The sequence below is a fragment of the Paenibacillus sp. FSL E2-0151 genome, assembly GCF_037993015.1.
Taxonomy (GTDB): domain Bacteria; phylum Bacillota; class Bacilli; order Paenibacillales; family Paenibacillaceae; genus Paenibacillus; species Paenibacillus amylolyticus.
In genome coordinates this window covers 4,804,280-4,823,042 of record NZ_CP150308.1, presented here as the reverse complement: position 1 = coordinate 4,823,042, position 18,763 = coordinate 4,804,280, and the positions used below count along the sequence as shown (strand labels likewise).

12 protein-coding genes are annotated in these 18,763 nt (G+C 48.0%); 11 read left to right on the top strand and 1 reads right to left on the bottom strand.

Annotation, left to right across the window (positions count from 1 at the left end):
• Positions 1-95: 95 nt before the first annotated feature.
• Positions 96-2,771 (bottom strand): YhgE/Pip domain-containing protein, encoded by a 2,676-nt coding sequence (locus tag MHI55_RS21705; RefSeq protein WP_340386868.1) that lies wholly within the window; start codon positions 2,769-2,771, stop codon positions 96-98.
• Positions 2,772-3,480: 709 nt separating this feature from the next.
• Here MHI55_RS21705 and pyrR point away from each other — a divergent pair.
• The 11 genes from pyrR (at position 3,481) to MHI55_RS21650 (ending at position 18,743) form a co-directional block, all read left to right on the top strand.
• Positions 3,481-4,044, top strand: a complete 564-nt coding sequence (gene pyrR, locus MHI55_RS21700) for a bifunctional pyr operon transcriptional regulator/uracil phosphoribosyltransferase PyrR (protein ID WP_017687330.1) — start codon at positions 3,481-3,483, stop codon at positions 4,042-4,044.
• Positions 4,041-4,955 (top strand): aspartate carbamoyltransferase catalytic subunit, encoded by a 915-nt coding sequence (locus MHI55_RS21695; RefSeq protein WP_276314456.1) that lies wholly within the window; start codon positions 4,041-4,043, stop codon positions 4,953-4,955. The genes pyrR and MHI55_RS21695 overlap by 4 nt, the downstream gene beginning before the upstream one ends.
• A 126-nt stretch (positions 4,956-5,081) precedes the next feature.
• A complete protein-coding gene (locus tag MHI55_RS21690) occupies positions 5,082-6,386 on the top strand; it encodes a dihydroorotase (RefSeq protein WP_036674849.1) in 1,305 nt (434 codons plus the stop codon).
• A gap of 436 nt (positions 6,387-6,822) precedes the next feature.
• Positions 6,823-7,965: a glutamine-hydrolyzing carbamoyl-phosphate synthase small subunit gene (carA, locus tag MHI55_RS21685; protein WP_047843735.1), complete on the top strand. Its 1,143-nt coding sequence runs from the start codon at positions 6,823-6,825 to the stop codon at positions 7,963-7,965.
• Between the two features lies 1 nt (position 7,966).
• Positions 7,967-11,185, top strand: coding sequence for a carbamoyl-phosphate synthase large subunit (gene carB / locus MHI55_RS21680; protein ID WP_047843734.1), 3,219 nt, complete (start codon positions 7,967-7,969; stop codon positions 11,183-11,185).
• Between the two features lie 103 nt (positions 11,186-11,288).
• Positions 11,289-12,029 carry an orotidine-5'-phosphate decarboxylase gene (gene pyrF, locus MHI55_RS21675; RefSeq protein WP_036614806.1) on the top strand — a complete coding sequence of 247 codons (741 nt, stop codon included), beginning with the start codon at positions 11,289-11,291 and terminating at the stop codon, positions 12,027-12,029.
• Positions 12,026-12,667: an orotate phosphoribosyltransferase gene (pyrE, locus tag MHI55_RS21670; RefSeq protein WP_036614805.1), complete on the top strand. Its 642-nt coding sequence runs from the start codon at positions 12,026-12,028 to the stop codon at positions 12,665-12,667. The genes pyrF and pyrE overlap by 4 nt, the downstream gene beginning before the upstream one ends.
• A gap of 272 nt (positions 12,668-12,939) precedes the next feature.
• Positions 12,940-13,887: an ABC transporter ATP-binding protein gene (locus MHI55_RS21665; RefSeq protein WP_081746034.1), complete on the top strand. Its 948-nt coding sequence runs from the start codon at positions 12,940-12,942 to the stop codon at positions 13,885-13,887.
• Positions 13,850-14,959 (top strand): efflux RND transporter periplasmic adaptor subunit, encoded by a 1,110-nt coding sequence (locus tag MHI55_RS21660; protein WP_047843733.1) that lies wholly within the window; start codon positions 13,850-13,852, stop codon positions 14,957-14,959. The genes MHI55_RS21665 and MHI55_RS21660 overlap by 38 nt, the downstream gene beginning before the upstream one ends.
• A complete protein-coding gene (locus MHI55_RS21655; RefSeq protein ID WP_340386866.1) occupies positions 14,959-17,877 on the top strand; it encodes an FtsX-like permease family protein in 2,919 nt (972 codons plus the stop codon). The genes MHI55_RS21660 and MHI55_RS21655 overlap by 1 nt, the downstream gene beginning before the upstream one ends.
• 2 nt (positions 17,878-17,879) lie before the next feature.
• Positions 17,880-18,743 carry an ABC transporter ATP-binding protein gene (locus tag MHI55_RS21650; protein WP_036614799.1) on the top strand — a complete coding sequence of 288 codons (864 nt, stop codon included), beginning with the start codon at positions 17,880-17,882 and terminating at the stop codon, positions 18,741-18,743.
• The last annotated feature ends 20 nt before the right edge of the window (positions 18,744-18,763 follow it).

The following is an 18,763-nucleotide window of genomic DNA, read 5'->3' as shown; positions in this document are numbered from 1 at the left end:
AATAGTTAAATGTATCGATTCATATAATGAAACGAGAAAAGGCCATTGGATGGAAAGTCCAATGGCCTTTTCTTATTTAGTGTTGAGCAAATGAGTTAAGCAATAATTTTGGTCTTCTTGGCATTCTCGGCTGAACGTTTGGTGAGACTGCTGAGTGGACGTTTCAAAGCGAGAGCAACAATGAGACTCAGCGCGATGAACATACATAACCACAGAATATCCTTGATGGCAATAGACCACAATATGCCGCCGACCGACTCACGCAGCAGACTGATCGCATACGTGAAGGGCATGAACGGATTCAATGCTTGGAAAAAGGGTGATGTCATACTGATTGGGAACGTACCGCCGGAGCTGGAGAACTGGAACACCATGAAGATAATGGCGATCCCTTTTCCGATATTCCCAAATACAGATAGCAGGGTGTACGTTATGGTGACAAATACGGTACTCACCAGCATGGCAAACAGGACAAACCACAGTTTATCTGCGACATAGGTACCCAGGATTAAAATATCTCCCAGGGTGACACATATCGCCTGAAGTAACCCAATGGTCAGAAAAGTAGCGAGACGTCCAAGATACAATTCATATCCCCGGAACTTTCCCCCTGGATTCTCAGCTTCGGCACGAAGCAGAGAAATCAGCAGTGTTGAGCCAACCCACAAGGACAACACGCCATAAAATGGTGACATGGCCGATCCATAATTCGGAATCGGATAAAGCTGTTGTTCTTTGATTTGCACGGGACTCGAAAGGAAAGCACTCTCTTCCTCAATGTCGCCGCGCAGAAGCTTGGCAAGTTCGGCAAACTGGTTATTACCTTCAACTTCCCGAAGTTTGTCAGCAGCCTTGCTGATGGCACTTTCCAATGCTGGCAGATCATCACGTACAAGCGCGGCAACACGGTGAACTCCTTTTTCGACCTCCGGCAGCTGATTCTGTACAAAATCGGATGCCTTGCCTATCTGTTTCTCGGCAGTAGGCAGATCATTACGAACAAAATCAGCTGCTTCGTTCAGTTTGTTTCCCAGCTTGGGCAGATCGTTTCGAATTAATGAAGACACTGTGTTCAGAGCTTGGATAAAACCTTCACTTTTGTTCGCGAGTGTTTCTGATATCTCATGGATCTTAGATTGTATTTGAGGCAGTTCGCTCTGGATTTTTGTCAACTCGGCCTGCCCAAACGTAATTCCTTCTTTGGCTGATGCAAGAATGTCCGCAATATCCGGAATACGATCTTTTGCTCCTTGCAGAGTTTCTGCTGAAGTGGAGAGGGTAGACCTGAGCTTATCCGCACCAGCTGCAAGTGCAGGCGATATTTCACTTTCATAGGTGTTTAAGATATTGCCTATCCCGCTGCTGATGTCCTTCGAGAGAGTATTTAACTGAGCGATGACCTCTGTTGGTGGAGTTGTATTACGACGCATGGCATCACTGATGATGCCAGCCAAGCGGATCTGCAACTGAAGTTTATCTGAAATGGAGTTCAGTTGTGTGATTTTATCGGCAAGTGGTTGGCTTGGAAGCAAGTTATTGATGTTGCCCAGTAGTTCTGCCATACTGTCCACGAGTTTTACCGCAACCCCTAAACGTGAAGCAATCCGGTCGAGATCTTCTACTGTAGGAAGGTTATTAAGATCCGAATTTTGCAATTGTGCAAATACGTCTCCTGCAGCGTTAGTAATCTGCTGCACCAGCAGCAGATTTTGGCGGATCGTCGGGCCAATTGTCTGAAACGCTTCTTCACTGGAATCCACGAACTGATTTAATCCCTCTGCAAGCTCAATCCCGTTGCCAGCGATTTGTGATACTTTGTCCAAATCTTGTTCTGCGGCCGTTACGATAGACAGAGCTTTGTTCGTTTTATCCAGCGCCGTTTGGATAACATCTGATACCTGTCCAAAGTTTTCATCCACTTCTCGAATGCGATCTACCGCTTTTTGTATATCCGGTATTCGCCCTTGAATAGCCAGCACTTCGGAAGCCGCCTCATTAATTTGTGGCCAATACTCCTGCACCTTGAGCACATACTGTGCTGCTTCATTGATTTCAGGCAGTTTTTTCTCGATTTCAACGATCTTTTGAGCATCTTTTACAATCTCGGGCATGGCTTTTTCTACTTCCAGAACCTTTTGACCTGCGGCTTGAATAACCGGAAGATTTTTCTCCAGTGTAAAAATGCCTTTCTCCATTTTGCGTAATGTTGGAAGCTGGGAATTAATCTCAACCCCGGCTTCATTCAGCTTGGTTAGAACGGCCTCACTGACGGCTTCAGTGAAATTTTCATTGATTTGCGTTGTTATGGCAGATACACCAGAGCCTGTGATTTTAGGAGCAATGGCATTCACCTTCTCATTGACGGTATAGATTACTTCCGGTCGCTCCAGCTTCCCATCAACGATGCCTGTAATTTTGGATGAAAAGTCCCCCGGAATGAGCAGGCTTGCATAATACTCTCCAGTTTGCACACCCCGATTAGCCTCAGCCTGGTCCACAAAAGTCCAGCCCAGCTTTTCGTTGTGTTTGAGGCTGGATACCAGTTCATCTCCGATATTAACATGGGTTCCTTCAACAGTCGCACCCTTGTCCTCAGTTGTCACCGCAATTTTGATCCCCTGGGTATTACTGTATGGGTCCCAGACGGACTTCACGTTGACCCAGTCATACACCCCGGGCAGTAGAATAATAGCCACAATTAGAAATATACCTGTGGGAACCTTCAGAATATGCAACCAGTCTGTTTTGTAAACGTGCCAAATGTGACGCATGACTTCCTCCTAAATGTACATAAATGTAGGGCGTAACTTATTTCTATGTCGTAAATTTGTGAATCTTATGTATATCGGATTATTGCAGTATCTAATAATGGGTTCATGTTTATAAACTGTACCCATTTCACTTGGTACTAATTCAGAGCCTTCATATATTGCGTAAAATGAAACTCACTGTCTGTTCTAAAAAGAAGTGTTTTATCTCTTTTGAGTACAGTAAGAGGTTTATTTTGGTTATATCAAATTTCTCATTTGCCTATGGATAAATATGCAGAAATGTTGTATAATTATGAATAACCAATGAGATGTATTGTGCATGGATGTTTTTCAGCCTAACTGCTGATTCTAAGAAGAACGTAGCAGAGGGTTTTCACCTGCGATGGTGAGGTGTTGACAGGGGGTTGTCTTTCTGTCATAATTCATGAAGACAAACGGACATATTGATTACAGAACCCTGTGAGGTCCTGCAATATGAACGACATGAATAGCACCTTTAAATCAGTCCCGTGAGACTGGCAAGGTAACGTGAACGATACATCGTTTTTTTTGCTGCGGCAAATGAAGCGATGCATCCCCGAGAGTAAACTTTCTTCAGAGCGGTCTGAAGTTCGGAGACTCCTTGCCAATAAACACGGCAAGGAGTCTTTTTTTTTCTCCTCGTCACGGGGCCATGATGCTGAAGGGAAATCCTGAGGAGGCTGAACGCATGAGCACAGAGACACATGTCATTATGGATGAGACGGCGATCCGCCGCGCATTAACACGGATTGCCCATGAGATATTGGAGAAAAACAAAGGAATCGACGATTGTGTGTTGGTCGGTATCCGTACACGCGGGGTTTACCTTGCAGAACGGATTGCCGCCAAGATTGAAGAAATCGAGGGCGCCAAAGTCCCCTGGGGAGAGCTGGATGTGACTCCTTACCGCGATGACCGCTTGGACGAAAATAAAGCGAATCGCAAGGAAATGTTGATTATGACACCTGAATCACTTTCGATCCATAACAAAAAAGTGATTTTGTTCGATGATGTGCTCTATACCGGACGGACGATTCGCGCAGCGATGGATGCCCTGATGGACTGTGGAAGACCGCAGAACATTCAGCTGGCTGTACTCGCAGACCGCGGACACCGGGAACTTCCGATTCGACCTGATTTTATCGGCAAGAATGTGCCGACTTCCAAATCAGAGGAGATCGAAGTTGCACTCATGGAAACGGACGGACAGGACGAAGTCAAGATCACTCAGAACCGGGGGGAGCAAGCATAATGATTACACAGACAGCATTGAGAGACCGAAGCTTGCTTGGACTGAAGGAACTTAGTCGAGGAGAAATCGAGTCCATTCTTAACCGAGCGGCTCACTGGGAAGCGCAGAAAGAGAAACTGGCTCCGGTACTGGAATCACGCTTCGTTGCGAACATGTTCTTCGAGAACAGCACACGTACCCGCTTCTCCTTCGAAATGGCAGAGAAACGCCTGGGCGCACAAGTACTGAACTTTACGGCAGCCGCATCCAGTGTGGAAAAAGGAGAGTCCATCTACGATACGGTACGAACACTTGAGTCGATGGGCATTGATGCAGGCGTGATCCGGTTGAAACCGGCAGGCGTTCTGCAACAACTGGCTCAGAAAGTGAATGTACCACTCGTGAACGCCGGAGATGGCAACAATGAGCATCCCACACAGGCACTGCTGGATCTCTACACGATGAGGAAAGCATTTGGCGAACTGAAGGGCTTGCGTGTCTCCATCATTGGTGACATCCTGCATAGCCGTGTAGCGCGTTCGAACCTGTGGGCACTGCAAAAGTTTGGTGCAGATGTACGCTTCTGTGCTCCGCAAACGATGCAGGCACCGGAACTCGCAGAGCATGCTCCTTATGTCGGTCTTGAAGAAGCGCTGGATGCAGATGTAGTCATGATGCTTCGTGTTCAACTGGAACGTCATCAACATGGCTTAATTACTTCAGCTGAGGATTATCGCGAACACTACGGATTGACGGAAGAACGGGCATCACGCCTAAAACCAAGCACCATTATCATGCACCCTGCTCCAGTGAATCGCAACGTCGAGGTAGATGACGCGGTTGTGGAAAGTGAAGCATCCCGGATCTTCCCGCAGATGGCAAACGGCGTTCCAATCCGCATGGCGGTTATGGAACGTGCGATGAAACTGTAACAGGGTCTGGCTGTGGGTCATAGGCTGACGGTACGGTAGTTCTTATAGAGCAATAAGAGAGTACACGATAAAGAAAATCATCCGGCTTGCCTGGTAAGCCGGACAGAACCGAAGCGGAGGGCAATTATGCTACAGATTATAAAAAACGCAAACGTCTTGAACCAACAAGGGGAACTTGAACGGAAAACCATCATTATAGATGAAGGTAAAATTAAAAAGATCGCTGGTCTGGAAGACCAAGCCGTTCTGGATGCCGAAAAGTCAGCGCAAAGTGTGACAGACGCATCAGGCAAACTGGTCATTCCGGGATTGATCGATATGCATGTGCATCTGCGTGAACCTGGATTCGAACACAAAGAGACGATCGAGACAGGTGCCCGTTCAGCAGCACAAGGTGGTTTTACAACAATCGCTTGCATGCCGAACACAAGACCAGTAACAGATACAGCGGAAGTTGTGAAGCTGGTATTGGATAAAGCCAAAGAAGCTGATCTGGTTAAAGTGTTGCCTTATGCAGCCATTACAAAAAATGAACTGGGTCGTGAACTTACCGATTTTGCCGCATTAAAAGAAGCAGGCGCTATTGGATTCACAGATGACGGTGTAGGCGTACAAAACGCTCAAATGATGAAGGATGCCATGAGCCTCGCGGCAAGCATGGATATGCCAGTGATCGCTCACTGTGAAGATGACTCACTGGTTGTTGGTGGATATGTGACGGAAGGTGAGTTTTCGAAGCGTCATGGCATCAAAGGGATTCCAAATGAATCCGAAGCCATCCACGTTGGACGTGATATCCTGCTGGCAGAAGCAACGGGAGTTCATTACCATGTCTGTCACGTAAGTACAGAGCAATCGGTACGCTTGATTCGTCTAGCGAAGTCCATCGGCATTAAAGTAACTGCTGAGGTATGTCCGCACCATCTGGTGTTGTCGGATGAAGATATCCCAGGCATGGATGCCAACTGGAAAATGAACCCGCCGCTACGCTCACCACGCGATGTGCAGGCTTGTATCGAAGGTTTGCTAGACGGCACGCTGGATATGATCGTAACTGATCACGCGCCACACAGTGAAGAAGAGAAAGCCAAAGGCATGGAGCTGGCACCTTTCGGAATCGTAGGATTCGAAACAGCCTTCCCGCTGCTGTACACCAAGTTTGTGGAAACAGGATTGTGGAGCTTGGAATTCCTGGTGAAACGCATGACAGCTGATCCGGCACGTGTATTCCGACTGGATACAGGCAAACTGGAAGAAGGAGCACCAGCCGATATCACGATGATTGACCTGAACGAGGAAAAAGCGGTTGATCCTGCAACGTTTGCAACCAAAGGAAGAAACACACCATTCACAGGTTGGAAGCTGAAAGGCTGGGCCGTACAAACTTGGGTGGATGGCAAAAGCGTGTGGAATAACACGGTACAACAGTAAAACGGTAACTTAGCAAATTAATAAATCAGTAACTCTATATCTTTAACTCTTTAAATCAGTAACAGTAAATCTTAACTTTTTAAAACAACAAATCTTTTTAACTCTAAAACTTAATCTACAACTTTTACACCAGTAACATCTTTTCAACTAACTCGAGGCAAATCATGCCGAGAGTCTAACATACGAAACAAAGCAAAGTTGAATGTCATGATTTTGAACTTGGACACCAACGTAACTGCGGAGCGGACAGAAAAGACCCGAAGAAGCAAAGCGTTCGCCTTTATCACCGGATTACATCATTTAAAAAATGATAAAAAGTAATCCGGTGATAACAGCGATCAAAGGGTTTTCTGTACGCGGAGCCGCACAATCGTAACGTCCCCCATGTTCAACCCCAATGCATTCAACGTTGATAAACACAGAGGAGTGAAATGGGATGCAGGCACAGGCAAGATTATTGTTGGAAGACGGCACACTGTTCACCGGGAAAGCATTTGGTGCTGAAGGTGAAACTACAGGTGAGGTCGTTTTTAATACGGGAATTACAGGCTATCAAGAGGTGCTTTCGGATCCTTCCTATTGCGGTCAAATCGTAACCATGACGTATCCGCTGATCGGAAACTACGGCATTACGCGTGATGACTTTGAGTCGATTCGTCCATACGTACACGGTTTTGTTGTGCGTCGTCATGAGCCAACGCCGAGCAACTGGCGTGCGGAATACAGCGTAGACAATCTGCTCAAAGAATACGGCATCGTAGGAATCAGCGAAATTGATACACGCATGTTGACTCGCCGGATTCGTCACCACGGCACAATGAAGGGAATTCTCACAACAGGATCGAAGCCTGTGGAAGAACTGCTGGAAATGATGGGAGACACTACCATTGCCGAGCTGCGTAACCAAGTGCCAATGACTTCTACAGAGCATGTCTACAACAGCCCGGGAACGGCTGAGCGTATTGTGCTCGTGGATTATGGTGCTAAAACAGGAATCTTGCGCGAACTCAGCAAACGTAACTGTGACGTTGTTGTTGTTCCACACGATGTAACAGCAGACGAGATTCGTCGCCTGAACCCGGACGGAATTCAACTGTCCAACGGCCCTGGGGACCCGAAAGACGTACCTCACGCAGTTAACATGATCAGTGAACTGCTTGGCGAATACCCGATCTTCGGTATCTGCCTGGGTCACCAGTTGTTCGCACTTGCGGCAGGAGCAGACACCGAAAAACTTAAGTTCGGACATCGTGGAGGAAACCACCCGGTGAAAGAACTGGAGAGCGGACGTTGCTTCATCACATCCCAGAACCATGGATTTACCGTAAACGAAGAGTCTGTGAAGAGTACAGACCTGGAAGTTACACATATCAACAATAACGATAAGACCATTGAAGGTCTGAAACATAAATCATTCCCGGCATTCTCGGTTCAATATCACCCTGAAGCAGCCCCGGGTCCGTACGACAACAGCTATCTGTTCGACCGCTTCATCGAGATGATTCGCGAGCACAAGATCACTAACCCGCAAAAGCCGCGTCAAGCCGTATTGGCAGCCGCAGTGAAAGGAGCACAATAACATGCCGATTAACAAAGATCTCAAAAAAATCCTGGTGATTGGTTCCGGTCCAATCGTCATCGGTCAAGCGGCTGAGTTCGACTATGCCGGTACACAAGCTTGCCAGGCTCTGAAAGAAGAAGGCGTGGAAGTTGTACTTATCAACAGCAACCCGGCGACCATTATGACGGATACAAACATGGCTGACAAAGTCTACATTGAGCCAATTACACTGGATTTTGTGACCCAAATCATTCGTCAAGAGCGTCCAGATGGCTTGTTACCAACATTGGGTGGTCAGACAGGTCTGAACATGGCGGTAGAGCTGGCTCGTGCAGGCGTGCTGGAACGTGAAAATGTGAAATTGCTCGGAACGCAACTGACATCCATCGAAAAAGCGGAAGATCGCGATCTGTTCCGTGACCTGATGCGTGAATTGGAACAACCTGTACCAGAGAGTGTAATCGTAACGACACTTGAAGAATCACTTGAATTTGCGAATGAGATTGGTTATCCAATCATCGTGCGTCCAGCCTATACACTGGGCGGAACAGGCGGCGGAATCTGTGCGAACGAAGAAGAGCTGCGTGAGACGGTGGCAGCGGGAATTCGTTACAGCCCGATTGGGCAATGTCTGGTCGAGAAGAGCATTGCGGGCATGAAAGAAGTCGAGTATGAGGTTATGCGAGACAAAAACGATAACTGTATCGTTGTCTGCAACATGGAAAACTTTGACCCGGTAGGTGTTCATACAGGCGACAGTATCGTTGTAGCACCAAGCCAAACATTGTCGGATCGTGAATATCAAATGCTGCGTTCAGCTTCCCTGAAAATCATCCGTGCCCTGAACATCGAAGGTGGATGTAACGTACAGTTTGCACTGGACCCACACAGCTTCCAATACTATGTTATCGAGGTAAACCCACGGGTAAGCCGTTCATCAGCTCTGGCTTCCAAAGCAACGGGTTATCCGATTGCAAAAATGGCTGCCAAAATTGCGATGGGTTACACGTTGGATGAAATCGTGAACCCGGTAACAGGCCAAACGTATGCTTGCTTTGAGCCTACACTGGATTATATCGTGAGCAAAATCCCACGCTGGCCGTTCGACAAGTTCATCTCGGCGAACCGTAAACTGGGAACTCAGATGAAAGCAACAGGCGAAGTAATGGCTATTGGCCGGACATTCGAAGAGTCGATTCACAAAGCAGTTCGTTCCCTGGAAATTGGCGTACATCGCCTCTACCTGAAGGATGCCGAAACGCTGGACGAAGCTACCCTGAACGAGCGTCTGATTAAAGCAGATGATGAGCGTATCTTCCTGATTGCCGAAGCATTCCGCAGAGGTTATACGTTGCAACAGCTACAGGATCTGACCAAGATTGACTGGTGGTTCCTGGACAAAATCGAAGGTCTGATCGCATTTGAAGATCGCATTCGCGAAGAATCCGAATTGTCTTCCGACATTCTGTATCAAGCGAAACGCCTTGGATTCACAGACCGTGCCATTGCTGAACTGCGTGCGCAAGGTCAACCAGGAGGCACATTAACAACTGAAGCGGAAGTTAGAACTCGTCGGGAAGCAGAGAACCTGCGCCCAGTGTACAAAATGGTAGATACATGTGCAGCTGAGTTCGAAGCAACAACGCCATATTACTACTCAACTTACGAGACAGAAAATGAAGTAATTCCTTCAGACAAGAAAAAAGTTGTGGTGCTGGGTTCAGGACCAATCCGGATCGGTCAAGGGATCGAGTTCGACTACTCAACTGTACACGCAGTATGGGCATTGCAAAAAGCAGGCTATGAAGCAGTCATTATCAACAATAACCCGGAGACGGTGTCTACGGACTTTAATACATCGGATCGCCTGTACTTTGAACCGCTCTTCTTCGAAGATGTCATGAACGTGATTGAACAGGAGAAACCAGTAGGGGTTATCGTACAGTTCGGTGGTCAAACAGCCATCAACCTGGCAGCACCATTGCGTAATGCAGGTGTAACGATTCTCGGAACCGATCTGGAAAGCATCGATGAGGCGGAGGACCGTAAGAAGTTCGAACGTCTGCTCTCCCGTCTGGAGATTGCACAGCCAAAAGGTAAAACAGTCATTTCCGTTGATGATGCGGTAGAAACAGCTCAAAGTCTGGGCTACCCGGTACTGGTTCGTCCTTCCTATGTACTCGGCGGTCGTGCGATGGAGATTGTATACTCCGATGCTGAATTGCTGACATACATGGAACAGGCGGTTAAAATCAATCCGGAGCATCCGGTCCTGATCGACCGTTACATGATGGGGAAAGAAGTTGAGGTTGACGCCATCTGTGATGGTGAAACGGTATTGATTCCGGGAATCATGGAACATATCGAACGTGCAGGGGTTCACTCTGGTGACTCCATCGCGGTATATCCTCCTCAACATCTGTCCCAGGATTTGAAAGAGAAAATTGTAGAGATTACAATCAAAATTGCGAAAGAACTGAAAACGGTTGGTCTGGTCAACATCCAGTTTGTTATCCATGATGGCCAAGTGTACATTATCGAGGTGAACCCACGTTCATCCCGTACCGTACCATTCCTGAGTAAAGTAACCAACATTCCGATGGCAAACCTGGCAACACAAGCCATTCTGGGTGTGAAACTGAAAGATCTTGGTTATGTCGATGGACTGTGGCCTGAATCGGATCATGTATCTGTTAAAGTTCCGGTCTTCTCCTTCGCGAAGCTGCGTCGTGTAGAGCCAACCCTCGGACCTGAGATGAAGTCTACAGGTGAGGTTATGGGTCGTGACCCGAATTACGCTAAAGCGTTGTTCAAAGGTCTCATCGGCGCAGGAATGAAAATTCCGGCAACCGGAGCGATCGTAGTAACTGTAGCAGACAAAGACAAAGACGAAGCGGTTCCTTTGCTCGAAGGTTTCTACAGACTGGGTTACAAAATCATGGCTACCGGCGGAACAGCAGCTGCGCTTGAAGCAGCGAACATTCCGGTAACGACTGTGAACAAATTAAGTGAAGGTTCGCCGAACATTCTGGATATGATCCGTAGCGGCGAAGCAAACTTTGTCTTCAACACACTCACCAAAGGCAAAACACCGCAGCGTGATGGATTCCGTATCCGTCGTGAAGCGGTAGAAAACGGCATTGTATGTATGACTTCATTGGATACGATTCGTGCGCTGCTGATCATGCTGCAAACGATCAACTTCTCTTCGGAAGCAATGCCTGTCTTTGTAAAATAAATAACTCTCTGATGAAGGACATCAGTCAGCCTGCGGGCTGGCGGGATGTCCTTTATATCGGGCAAAAACGGAAAAAATGAGCAAGTGGAGGGGAGCGCTGGTGATGAATCAAGCGAGTTTCAATGAAATGGCTGGCCGTCTGATGGTGGCACTGGATTATCCTGGAGCGGAAGAAGCTCAAGAATTGGTACAAGCTCTTGAGGGCATTCCCTGTTATCTCAAGGTGGGTATGCAGCTGTTCTACGCAGCGGGACCTGACTTTATTCGGGAGCTGAAATCCAAAGGTTACTCCGTTTTTCTGGATGTGAAAATGCATGACATTCCCAACACCGTTCGTGGCGGAGCTGAGAGTATCACACGTCTTGGCGTAGACATGTTCAATGTACATGCAGCGGGTGGAGCCCTTATGATGCGTGCTGCACGTGAAGGTGCTGAGGCAGCAATCGCTGCCGATCCTTCCCTTAGCAAGCCCGAGATCATTGCAGTCACCCAACTCACCAGTACAAGTCTGGAAACGATGAATAACGAGATTGGCATCCCGGGAAGTGTGGAAGCTGCTGTGGTCCGTTATGCAGGACTAGCCCAAGAGGCCGGACTGGATGGAGTTGTTGCTTCTCCACTGGAAGTGCCCGCAATTCGGGCAGCGTGTGGCAGTGCTTTTCACACCGTTACTCCAGGAATTCGTCCAGCGGGTAGTGGTCTGGGAGATCAGACACGCGTCTTGACCCCAGGTGAAGCCATCGCCAGAGGCAGTCATTACATTGTTGTAGGCAGACCCATTACAGGCGCTCCCAATCCGCGAGAAGCGGTAGAAACCATTTTGAAGGAGATGTTGAACGCATGATCGAACTGAATGAGATTCCGAATCATATTGCTTCCCAACTTTTGAAAATTAAAGCCGTGGCGTTACGTCCGCAGCAGCCATTTACATGGACATCCGGCATCAAATCACCAATATACTGTGATAACCGCTTAACGATGTCCTATCCGGAGATTCGCAACGATATCGCTGAAGCATTTGCAACAATCATTCGGAACCAGTACCCGGATGCAGAAGTCATCGCAGGTACAGCAACCGCAGGTATTCCGCATGCTGCCTGGGTGGCTCAGAAGCTGGATCTGCCGATGGCCTACATTCGTGATAAAGCGAAAGGACACGGCAAGGAGAACCTGATCGAAGGTCTGATTACCGAAGGACAGAAAGTGGTTGTCATCGAAGATCTGATCTCTACAGGTGGAAGCTCGATCAAAGCAGCCGAAGCCGTACGTGTAGCAGGCGCAACACCTCTCGCCGTACTTGCCATTTTCAGCTACCAGCTGGATAAAGGTGTTAAAGCATTTGAAGATGCTGGAATTCCACTTCAGACGTTGTCTAATTACACGGCGTTGATGGATGTGGCTTTGGCTCAGGGAACGATTCAGGAGAGTGACTTTGAGTTGCTTAAATCCTGGCGTGAAGATCCTTCTTCATTTGGTAAATAATATCATTGATACCTTGAAAAAATGTTCAGGATTGAACGGTATCAAAATTGTAATGATTGCCGTCATAGCGGCAAAACCATCGAATATGCAAGAGGCATCCCACACTTTGGGGTGCTTTTTTTGTTTGTTCATCAAAATATTAACTTTTTCCCTCTACCGTTGTAAAAAGCTTGTAACTTTTAGTTGGGATCGGTCGTTTATAATTCAGTGTAGGATGGAACAGATTTCTAATTTTAGGTTTTTTGAAGAAATGAACGGGATTTTAAGAAAGGATGAGCGTGATTGCTGGCATGAAGAATTTATTTCTCAGAAAAAGACCTGCCAAGAGCCAGTCAGGCGATGAACATCAACAGGGGGAAACGCCGTTGGAGGCATCGACGGAGTCGGGGGAAAATACATACAACAATGAACATGATTACCCGACGAGTAAACCTCCGTTACCTGAAAGTGAAATCGCTTCAGATGAAGTGGCTGCAGCTGCTGTCATCACTGTTGATGAACCCCAGAAGAAGATCAAACCAAAGAAGGATATGCTGCCTCCATATGATGGACCTGTACTGGAGGTGCGTAACGTGCATCGCAGTTTCCAGACAGGCAGTCGCATTATCCATGTGCTCAAAGGCATTGATATGGAAGTGAATCCGCAACAACTGGTCATGCTGAAGGGGCGATCGGGCTCAGGCAAAACAACACTACTGAATATGCTCGGTGGACTGGATCAGCCTTCAAGTGGAGACATTCTATTCTCTGGTCAGCCTCTTCAGGATTGGGGAGACCGGCGGCGGACCGCTTTGCGGCGCAAAGAGATCGGTTTTATTTTCCAGGCATATGCACTCATGCCCTTATTATCTGCTTGGGAAAATGTAGAACTGTCGCTGCGCATGGCGGACGTTCCGCGAGCGGAGTGGAAGGACAGGGTTGGTCACTGTCTGGATCTGGTTGGACTATCCAAACGGGTGAAGCACCGACCTTTCGAGATGTCCGGGGGAGAGCAGCAGCGGGTGGCTATAGCCAAGGCGATTGCCCATAGACCCAGATTGTTGCTTGCGGATGAACCTACAGCTGAACTGGATTCCAAGATGGGCGCTCAGGTCATGGCCGTATTCCGCAATATTATTGAAGTAGAACAAGTAACGATATGTATGACTACACACGATCCTACAATTTTGGAGGTTGCGGACCATGTTTATGAAATGGCGGACGGCAGATTTATCAAGTAAAGGGGCCGCTCCGAAGAGGGGGAAACGCGCAGCGATTATTGTACTCGGTGCGATAATGGTTGCAACGATGTCCGGCTGCTCATTGCTGCCGTCAGAAACAGAGGAAGAAGTACTTCCGCCTATTACACCACCAACGATCTCCAAGAAACCGGAATATGAAGTCCGAACGGAAACGTTGGAGAAAAAAGTAAGTGGTAGTGGCAAGATGATGAGTCAACGGGAAGAGAAGGTGTACTTCACGCTTGATGGCATGCATATCAAAGAGTTAAATGTTAAACCAGGGGATAAAGTGAAAAAGGGTCAACTTCTTGCTGTCCTCGATGTGGAGAGTGTAGAGAAGGAGATCCGTGGCAAGAAACTGGCTATTCGCAAATCCGAAGTTCAAATGAAGGAAACACTCCGCAAGAAGGATGAGATGGACCCGGTAGAGTTCGAAGAATCAACGATTGCGTTTGAAGAACTACGCCAGGAACTCGCTGATCTGGAGGAACAACTGGGCAAAGCCACGTTGACAGCTCCGTTTGGCGGTACCGTTATTGCTGTGCAGGTAGAGAAGGGTGCAGCTGTGAAAGCGTATGATCCGATTGCTACGATTGCGGATACATCGAATCTGGTTGTGGCAGCTACCTTTGCCAAGGAAGATCTGGAGAAGTTCTCGGCTGGTATGAAGGCAGAAGTAGATATTAATGGAGCCGGTAAAGTCGCTGGCAAAATTAAAGTTATGCCTATCGCGGAAGCATCGGGAAGCGGCAGTGGCGAAGGGACGGGGGAAGGCGGTACGCCTCCAACCAAGGAAACGCTGGATAAGTATGTTATCGTTACACTTGCAAAAATGCCAAAAGGCGTCGAACGTGGCACACCACTATCGGTCTCGATTGTAACGCAGCGTACCGAGAACGCAATTGTGATTCCTGTATCCGCTTTACGCTCCATCGGTTCAAGAACGTATGTACAAGTGGTGGAGAGTGATGGCAGCAAGCGTGAAGTGGACGTTGAAGTTGGACAGCAGACATCGACAGATGTTGAGATTCTGAAAGGTCTGACCGTAGGTCAGAAAGTAGTGGGACGCTAATGGGGCTGCCATTGCTTCGGCTGCTGTTCCGCAAAATGTGGAACACGCGCTGGATGACCTTCAGCACACTGATCGGATTGATTGTGGCGGTAGCGTTCACCGTCAGTATTCCAATGTATGCCGATGGTGCGTTGAAACGGGTCGTCGCGCAAACGCTGCAGGATAACAGTGAAGGGTTGCCAGCCGGTTCGTTGCTTATGAGTTATCAGGCACCTGGTGGCGTGAAGACAGACAATCGGGGTCTGGATGAAGTAGATCGTTATATTCGTGAGGATGTTCCGCGCGACATCGGGTTTCCTTTTCATACGTATGTGAATTCAAGATCTATTCGCAGCACAGAGGTGAGCCCGGAAGATCCAACCAAAGTGGATGCCAGCAGGGCGCGCAGTATGAGTCTGGGCACGATGAGTGGACTGGATGCACAGGTGAATTACTCTGCCGGGGTGAAACCTGGAAACCAGGTCAAAGATGACACGATCGAGGCAGTCATGTTGGAAGAGGGTATGTACCGTAACGACCTGCATATCGGTGACATTCTGGAATATCCGGTGTATAGCGGTCTTGATATCACGTTACGTGTGAAGATTACGGGTTCCTTCAAGGCAGATGATCCGAACAGCCCTTACTGGGTACAAGGATTTGACGGCATGATGAATGGACTATATGTGGATGAATCAGTTTTTAATGATGTTTTACTGAAGGAAAAAGGGATTCCACTTCAAAATTCACGTTGGTATTATGCCTTTGATCTGAAAGAAATTCAAACCAGCCAGTTATCAGGTCTGACTTCCATGCTGGAAAGGCTGGATATCGATCTGTACCAGCGGCTGAAAGATACAAAAGTGGACATCACCTTTGGTGATCTGCTCAAGCAGTTCCGCAGTCAGAGTCTGCAATTGCAGACGATGCTGTTTACCTTGGCAGCACCGATGATTGCGATGGTCTTTTATTTTATTGCGATGAACGCCAGACAGTCATTACAGAAGCAAGAGAGTGATATTGCGGTATTGCGCAGCCGTGGAGCTTCAGCTCGACAGATCTTCTCTCTTTACCTACTTGAAGGCATATTTCTGGGCGCTATTGCGCTGGTTATTGGGCCGTTGCTTGGTTGGTTTATGGCCAAGAGTATCGGTTCTGCAAGTGGCTTTCTCTCGTTCGTAGATCGGAAGTCTATTCCGATCGGTGTATCAAAAGAAGCTATTCTCCTGGGCGTAGCAGCGGTCCTTGTTGCCATCATCGCATCACTTATCCCTGCGATAACCTATGCAAGGGCAACCATTGTATCTGCTAAACGGCGGCAAGCACGAACAGACCGTGCTCCGGTATGGCAGCGCTGGTTCCTGGACGTTGTGTTGCTGGGTCTGGCTGGATATGGATACTACCTGTTCTATGAACGTCAAATGTTGACCTTCCAGACGGGAATGACAACCGATCAGTTGCAGGTACAGCCGTTTCTATTCTTTGTACCCGCACTCGCGATCTTTGCGCTTGGACTATTCTTCCTGCGCTTGTTCCCGTGGATATTAAAGCTCATTCAGTTGATCGGTCGCAAGTTTCTCCCGGTCCCGTTGTATCTGACATTAACACAGCTATCGCGATCATCTTCTTCCTATTATCCGCTGATGATCCTCCTTGTACTGACACTGGGACTTGGGGTGTACAACTCGGCTGCGGCTCGGACGATTGATCTGAATTCCACTGAGCGTACCTTGTACCGTTATGGTTCTGATGTGATTATGCAGACTGTGTGGGAAGGAACACCTGAGGTTAAACCCGGTGGTTCCGGACAGAATGGCGGTACTGGTGGAGGTCAACAAGGTGGTGGCAATGGAGGAGGAGGTTCTGCTGGTGGTGGTTCCGGCGGAGGCAATGGCGGTGGAGGTGCTCCAGGTGGTGGCGGTTCTTCGCAGCCATCCAAAGTCATCTACTCCGAACCTCCATTCGAAGTGTTCCGCAGATTAGACGGGGTTGAACATGCAGCAAGAGTACTGCAGACTAAAGGTAATATTATCGTCTCTGGTAAATCGGGCGGACAGGGGATGCTGGTCGGAATTGATAATGTGGACTTTGCTCAAGTAGCATGGTTCCGCAACGATCTGTTCCCGGCACATCCCTACAAGTACCTTGACTTGCTTGGTAAATATGAAGGGGCTGTATTGATCTCCTCCAAATTTGCTGACAAGTTCAAACTCAAAACTGGAGACCTCGTCTCCATGGGTGTACAGGGACAGGCGATTGAATTCGTAGTCTTCGGGATCATTCCTTACTGGCCAGCCCAGTATCCAGATCAGATGCCATTCTTCGTGGCGAATCTGGATTACATCTATGATCAGGTGCCTCTGATTCCTTATGAGGTTTGGCTGAAAATGGAACCGGATGCCAAAGTGGCTCCTTTAATGGAGAAACTTGCAGCAGAAGGCATTGAGTTATCGTCTGTGCGTGACGTACGTACCGAATTGGTATCTCAGGGGAAACATCCATCAAGAGGTGGTGTATTCGGAATTCTGAGCCTTGGGTTCCTGGTATCAGTTATTATCTCATTGATCGGATACGTGCTTTACTGGTTCTTCAACCTGTCTGGACGTGTTGTACAGTTTGGGGTATTGCGGGCCATGGGCTTATCCCGTGCACAACTGAGCGGAATGCTGTTGCTGGAACAGGTGTTCACAGCGGGGCTGTCGATCCTGCTAGGTATTGGGATTGGTCAGGTATCCAGTCGTTTATTCCTGCCATTCCTGCAAACGACGGATAATGTATCTGCTCAGGTACCTCCGTTCCGGATTGTGTTTGAACAGCAAGATATGTTGCAACTGTATGGGGTCACCGTAGTGATGCTGGTCATTGGTGCAACGATGTTGCTCTGGCAGATTCGCAGATTGCGGGTTCACCAGGCAGTCAAAATGGGAGAGGAGAGGTAAACGTGATCCAATGCGAAGGACTTGTCAAAATTTTTAAATCCAGCGATGTGGAAGTCGTTGCCCTTCAGGGTCTCAACCTGACTGTCAATCAAGGTGAAATGATGGCCATCATCGGTAACAGCGGTAGTGGTAAATCCACGCTGCTGAATATTCTGGGCGGACTTGATCGCCCTACGGCTGGTACCGCGGTTGTGGGAGACTGGGATTTGCTCAAGATGACAGATGCTCAATTGGTCGAATACAAACGTCATACGGTAGGTTTTATCTGGCAAAATAACGGTCGTAACTTGCTGCCTTATCTCACTGCACTGGAAAATGTGGAGACTCCCATGATTCTGGGAGGCAAGCGTGATCGTGCTTACGCGAAACAGTTGCTTGAATGGGTAGGCCTTAAGGATCGGATGCATAACAAATTGCATCAATTGTCAGGAGGAGAGCAGCAACGGGTAGCGATAGCGATTTCATTATCCAATCGTCCCAAAATTCTGCTTGCAGATGAACCAACCGGTTCGGTCGATTCTGAGACATGTGATACAATCATGGGCATTTTCCGAAGAATGAACAAGGAACTCGGCGTTACGATTGTCATCGTTACCCATGACTTGACGCTTGCTGGCAAGGTAGACCGGATCGTAGCGATCCGGGACGGCTTGACCAGTACCGAGTTTGTGAAGCGCAACCCGAATCTGGATGATGAGCATAACTTGTCCGAGGCGGGTATGCCAGACATCCATGAAGCATTTGTCATTATAGACCGTGCAGGACGACTTCAGGTGCCAAAAGAGTATCTGGAGGCCTTATCCATTGATAACCGGGCGACATTGGAATTTGACGGTGAACGTATTGTCATTACACCGCCAAGATAATTAAGAGGGGGAACTGGGAA

Coding starts and splice junctions, on each gene's coding strand:
- carA (WP_047843735.1), top strand. CDS start 6,823: ATGCAGGCACAGGCAAGATTATTGTTGGAAGACGGCACACTGTTCACC.
- MHI55_RS21655 (WP_340386866.1), top strand. CDS start 14,959: ATGGGGCTGCCATTGCTTCGGCTGCTGTTCCGCAAAATGTGGAACACG.
- pyrE (WP_036614805.1), top strand. CDS start 12,026: ATGATCGAACTGAATGAGATTCCGAATCATATTGCTTCCCAACTTTTG.
- MHI55_RS21665 (WP_081746034.1), top strand. CDS start 12,940: ATGAGCGTGATTGCTGGCATGAAGAATTTATTTCTCAGAAAAAGACCT.
- MHI55_RS21705 (WP_340386868.1), bottom strand. CDS start 2,771: ATGCGTCACATTTGGCACGTTTACAAAACAGACTGGTTGCATATTCTG.
- carB (WP_047843734.1), top strand. CDS start 7,967: ATGCCGATTAACAAAGATCTCAAAAAAATCCTGGTGATTGGTTCCGGT.
- pyrR (WP_017687330.1), top strand. CDS start 3,481: ATGAGCACAGAGACACATGTCATTATGGATGAGACGGCGATCCGCCGC.
- pyrF (WP_036614806.1), top strand. CDS start 11,289: ATGAATCAAGCGAGTTTCAATGAAATGGCTGGCCGTCTGATGGTGGCA.
- MHI55_RS21690 (WP_036674849.1), top strand. CDS start 5,082: ATGCTACAGATTATAAAAAACGCAAACGTCTTGAACCAACAAGGGGAA.
- MHI55_RS21660 (WP_047843733.1), top strand. CDS start 13,850: ATGTTTATGAAATGGCGGACGGCAGATTTATCAAGTAAAGGGGCCGCT.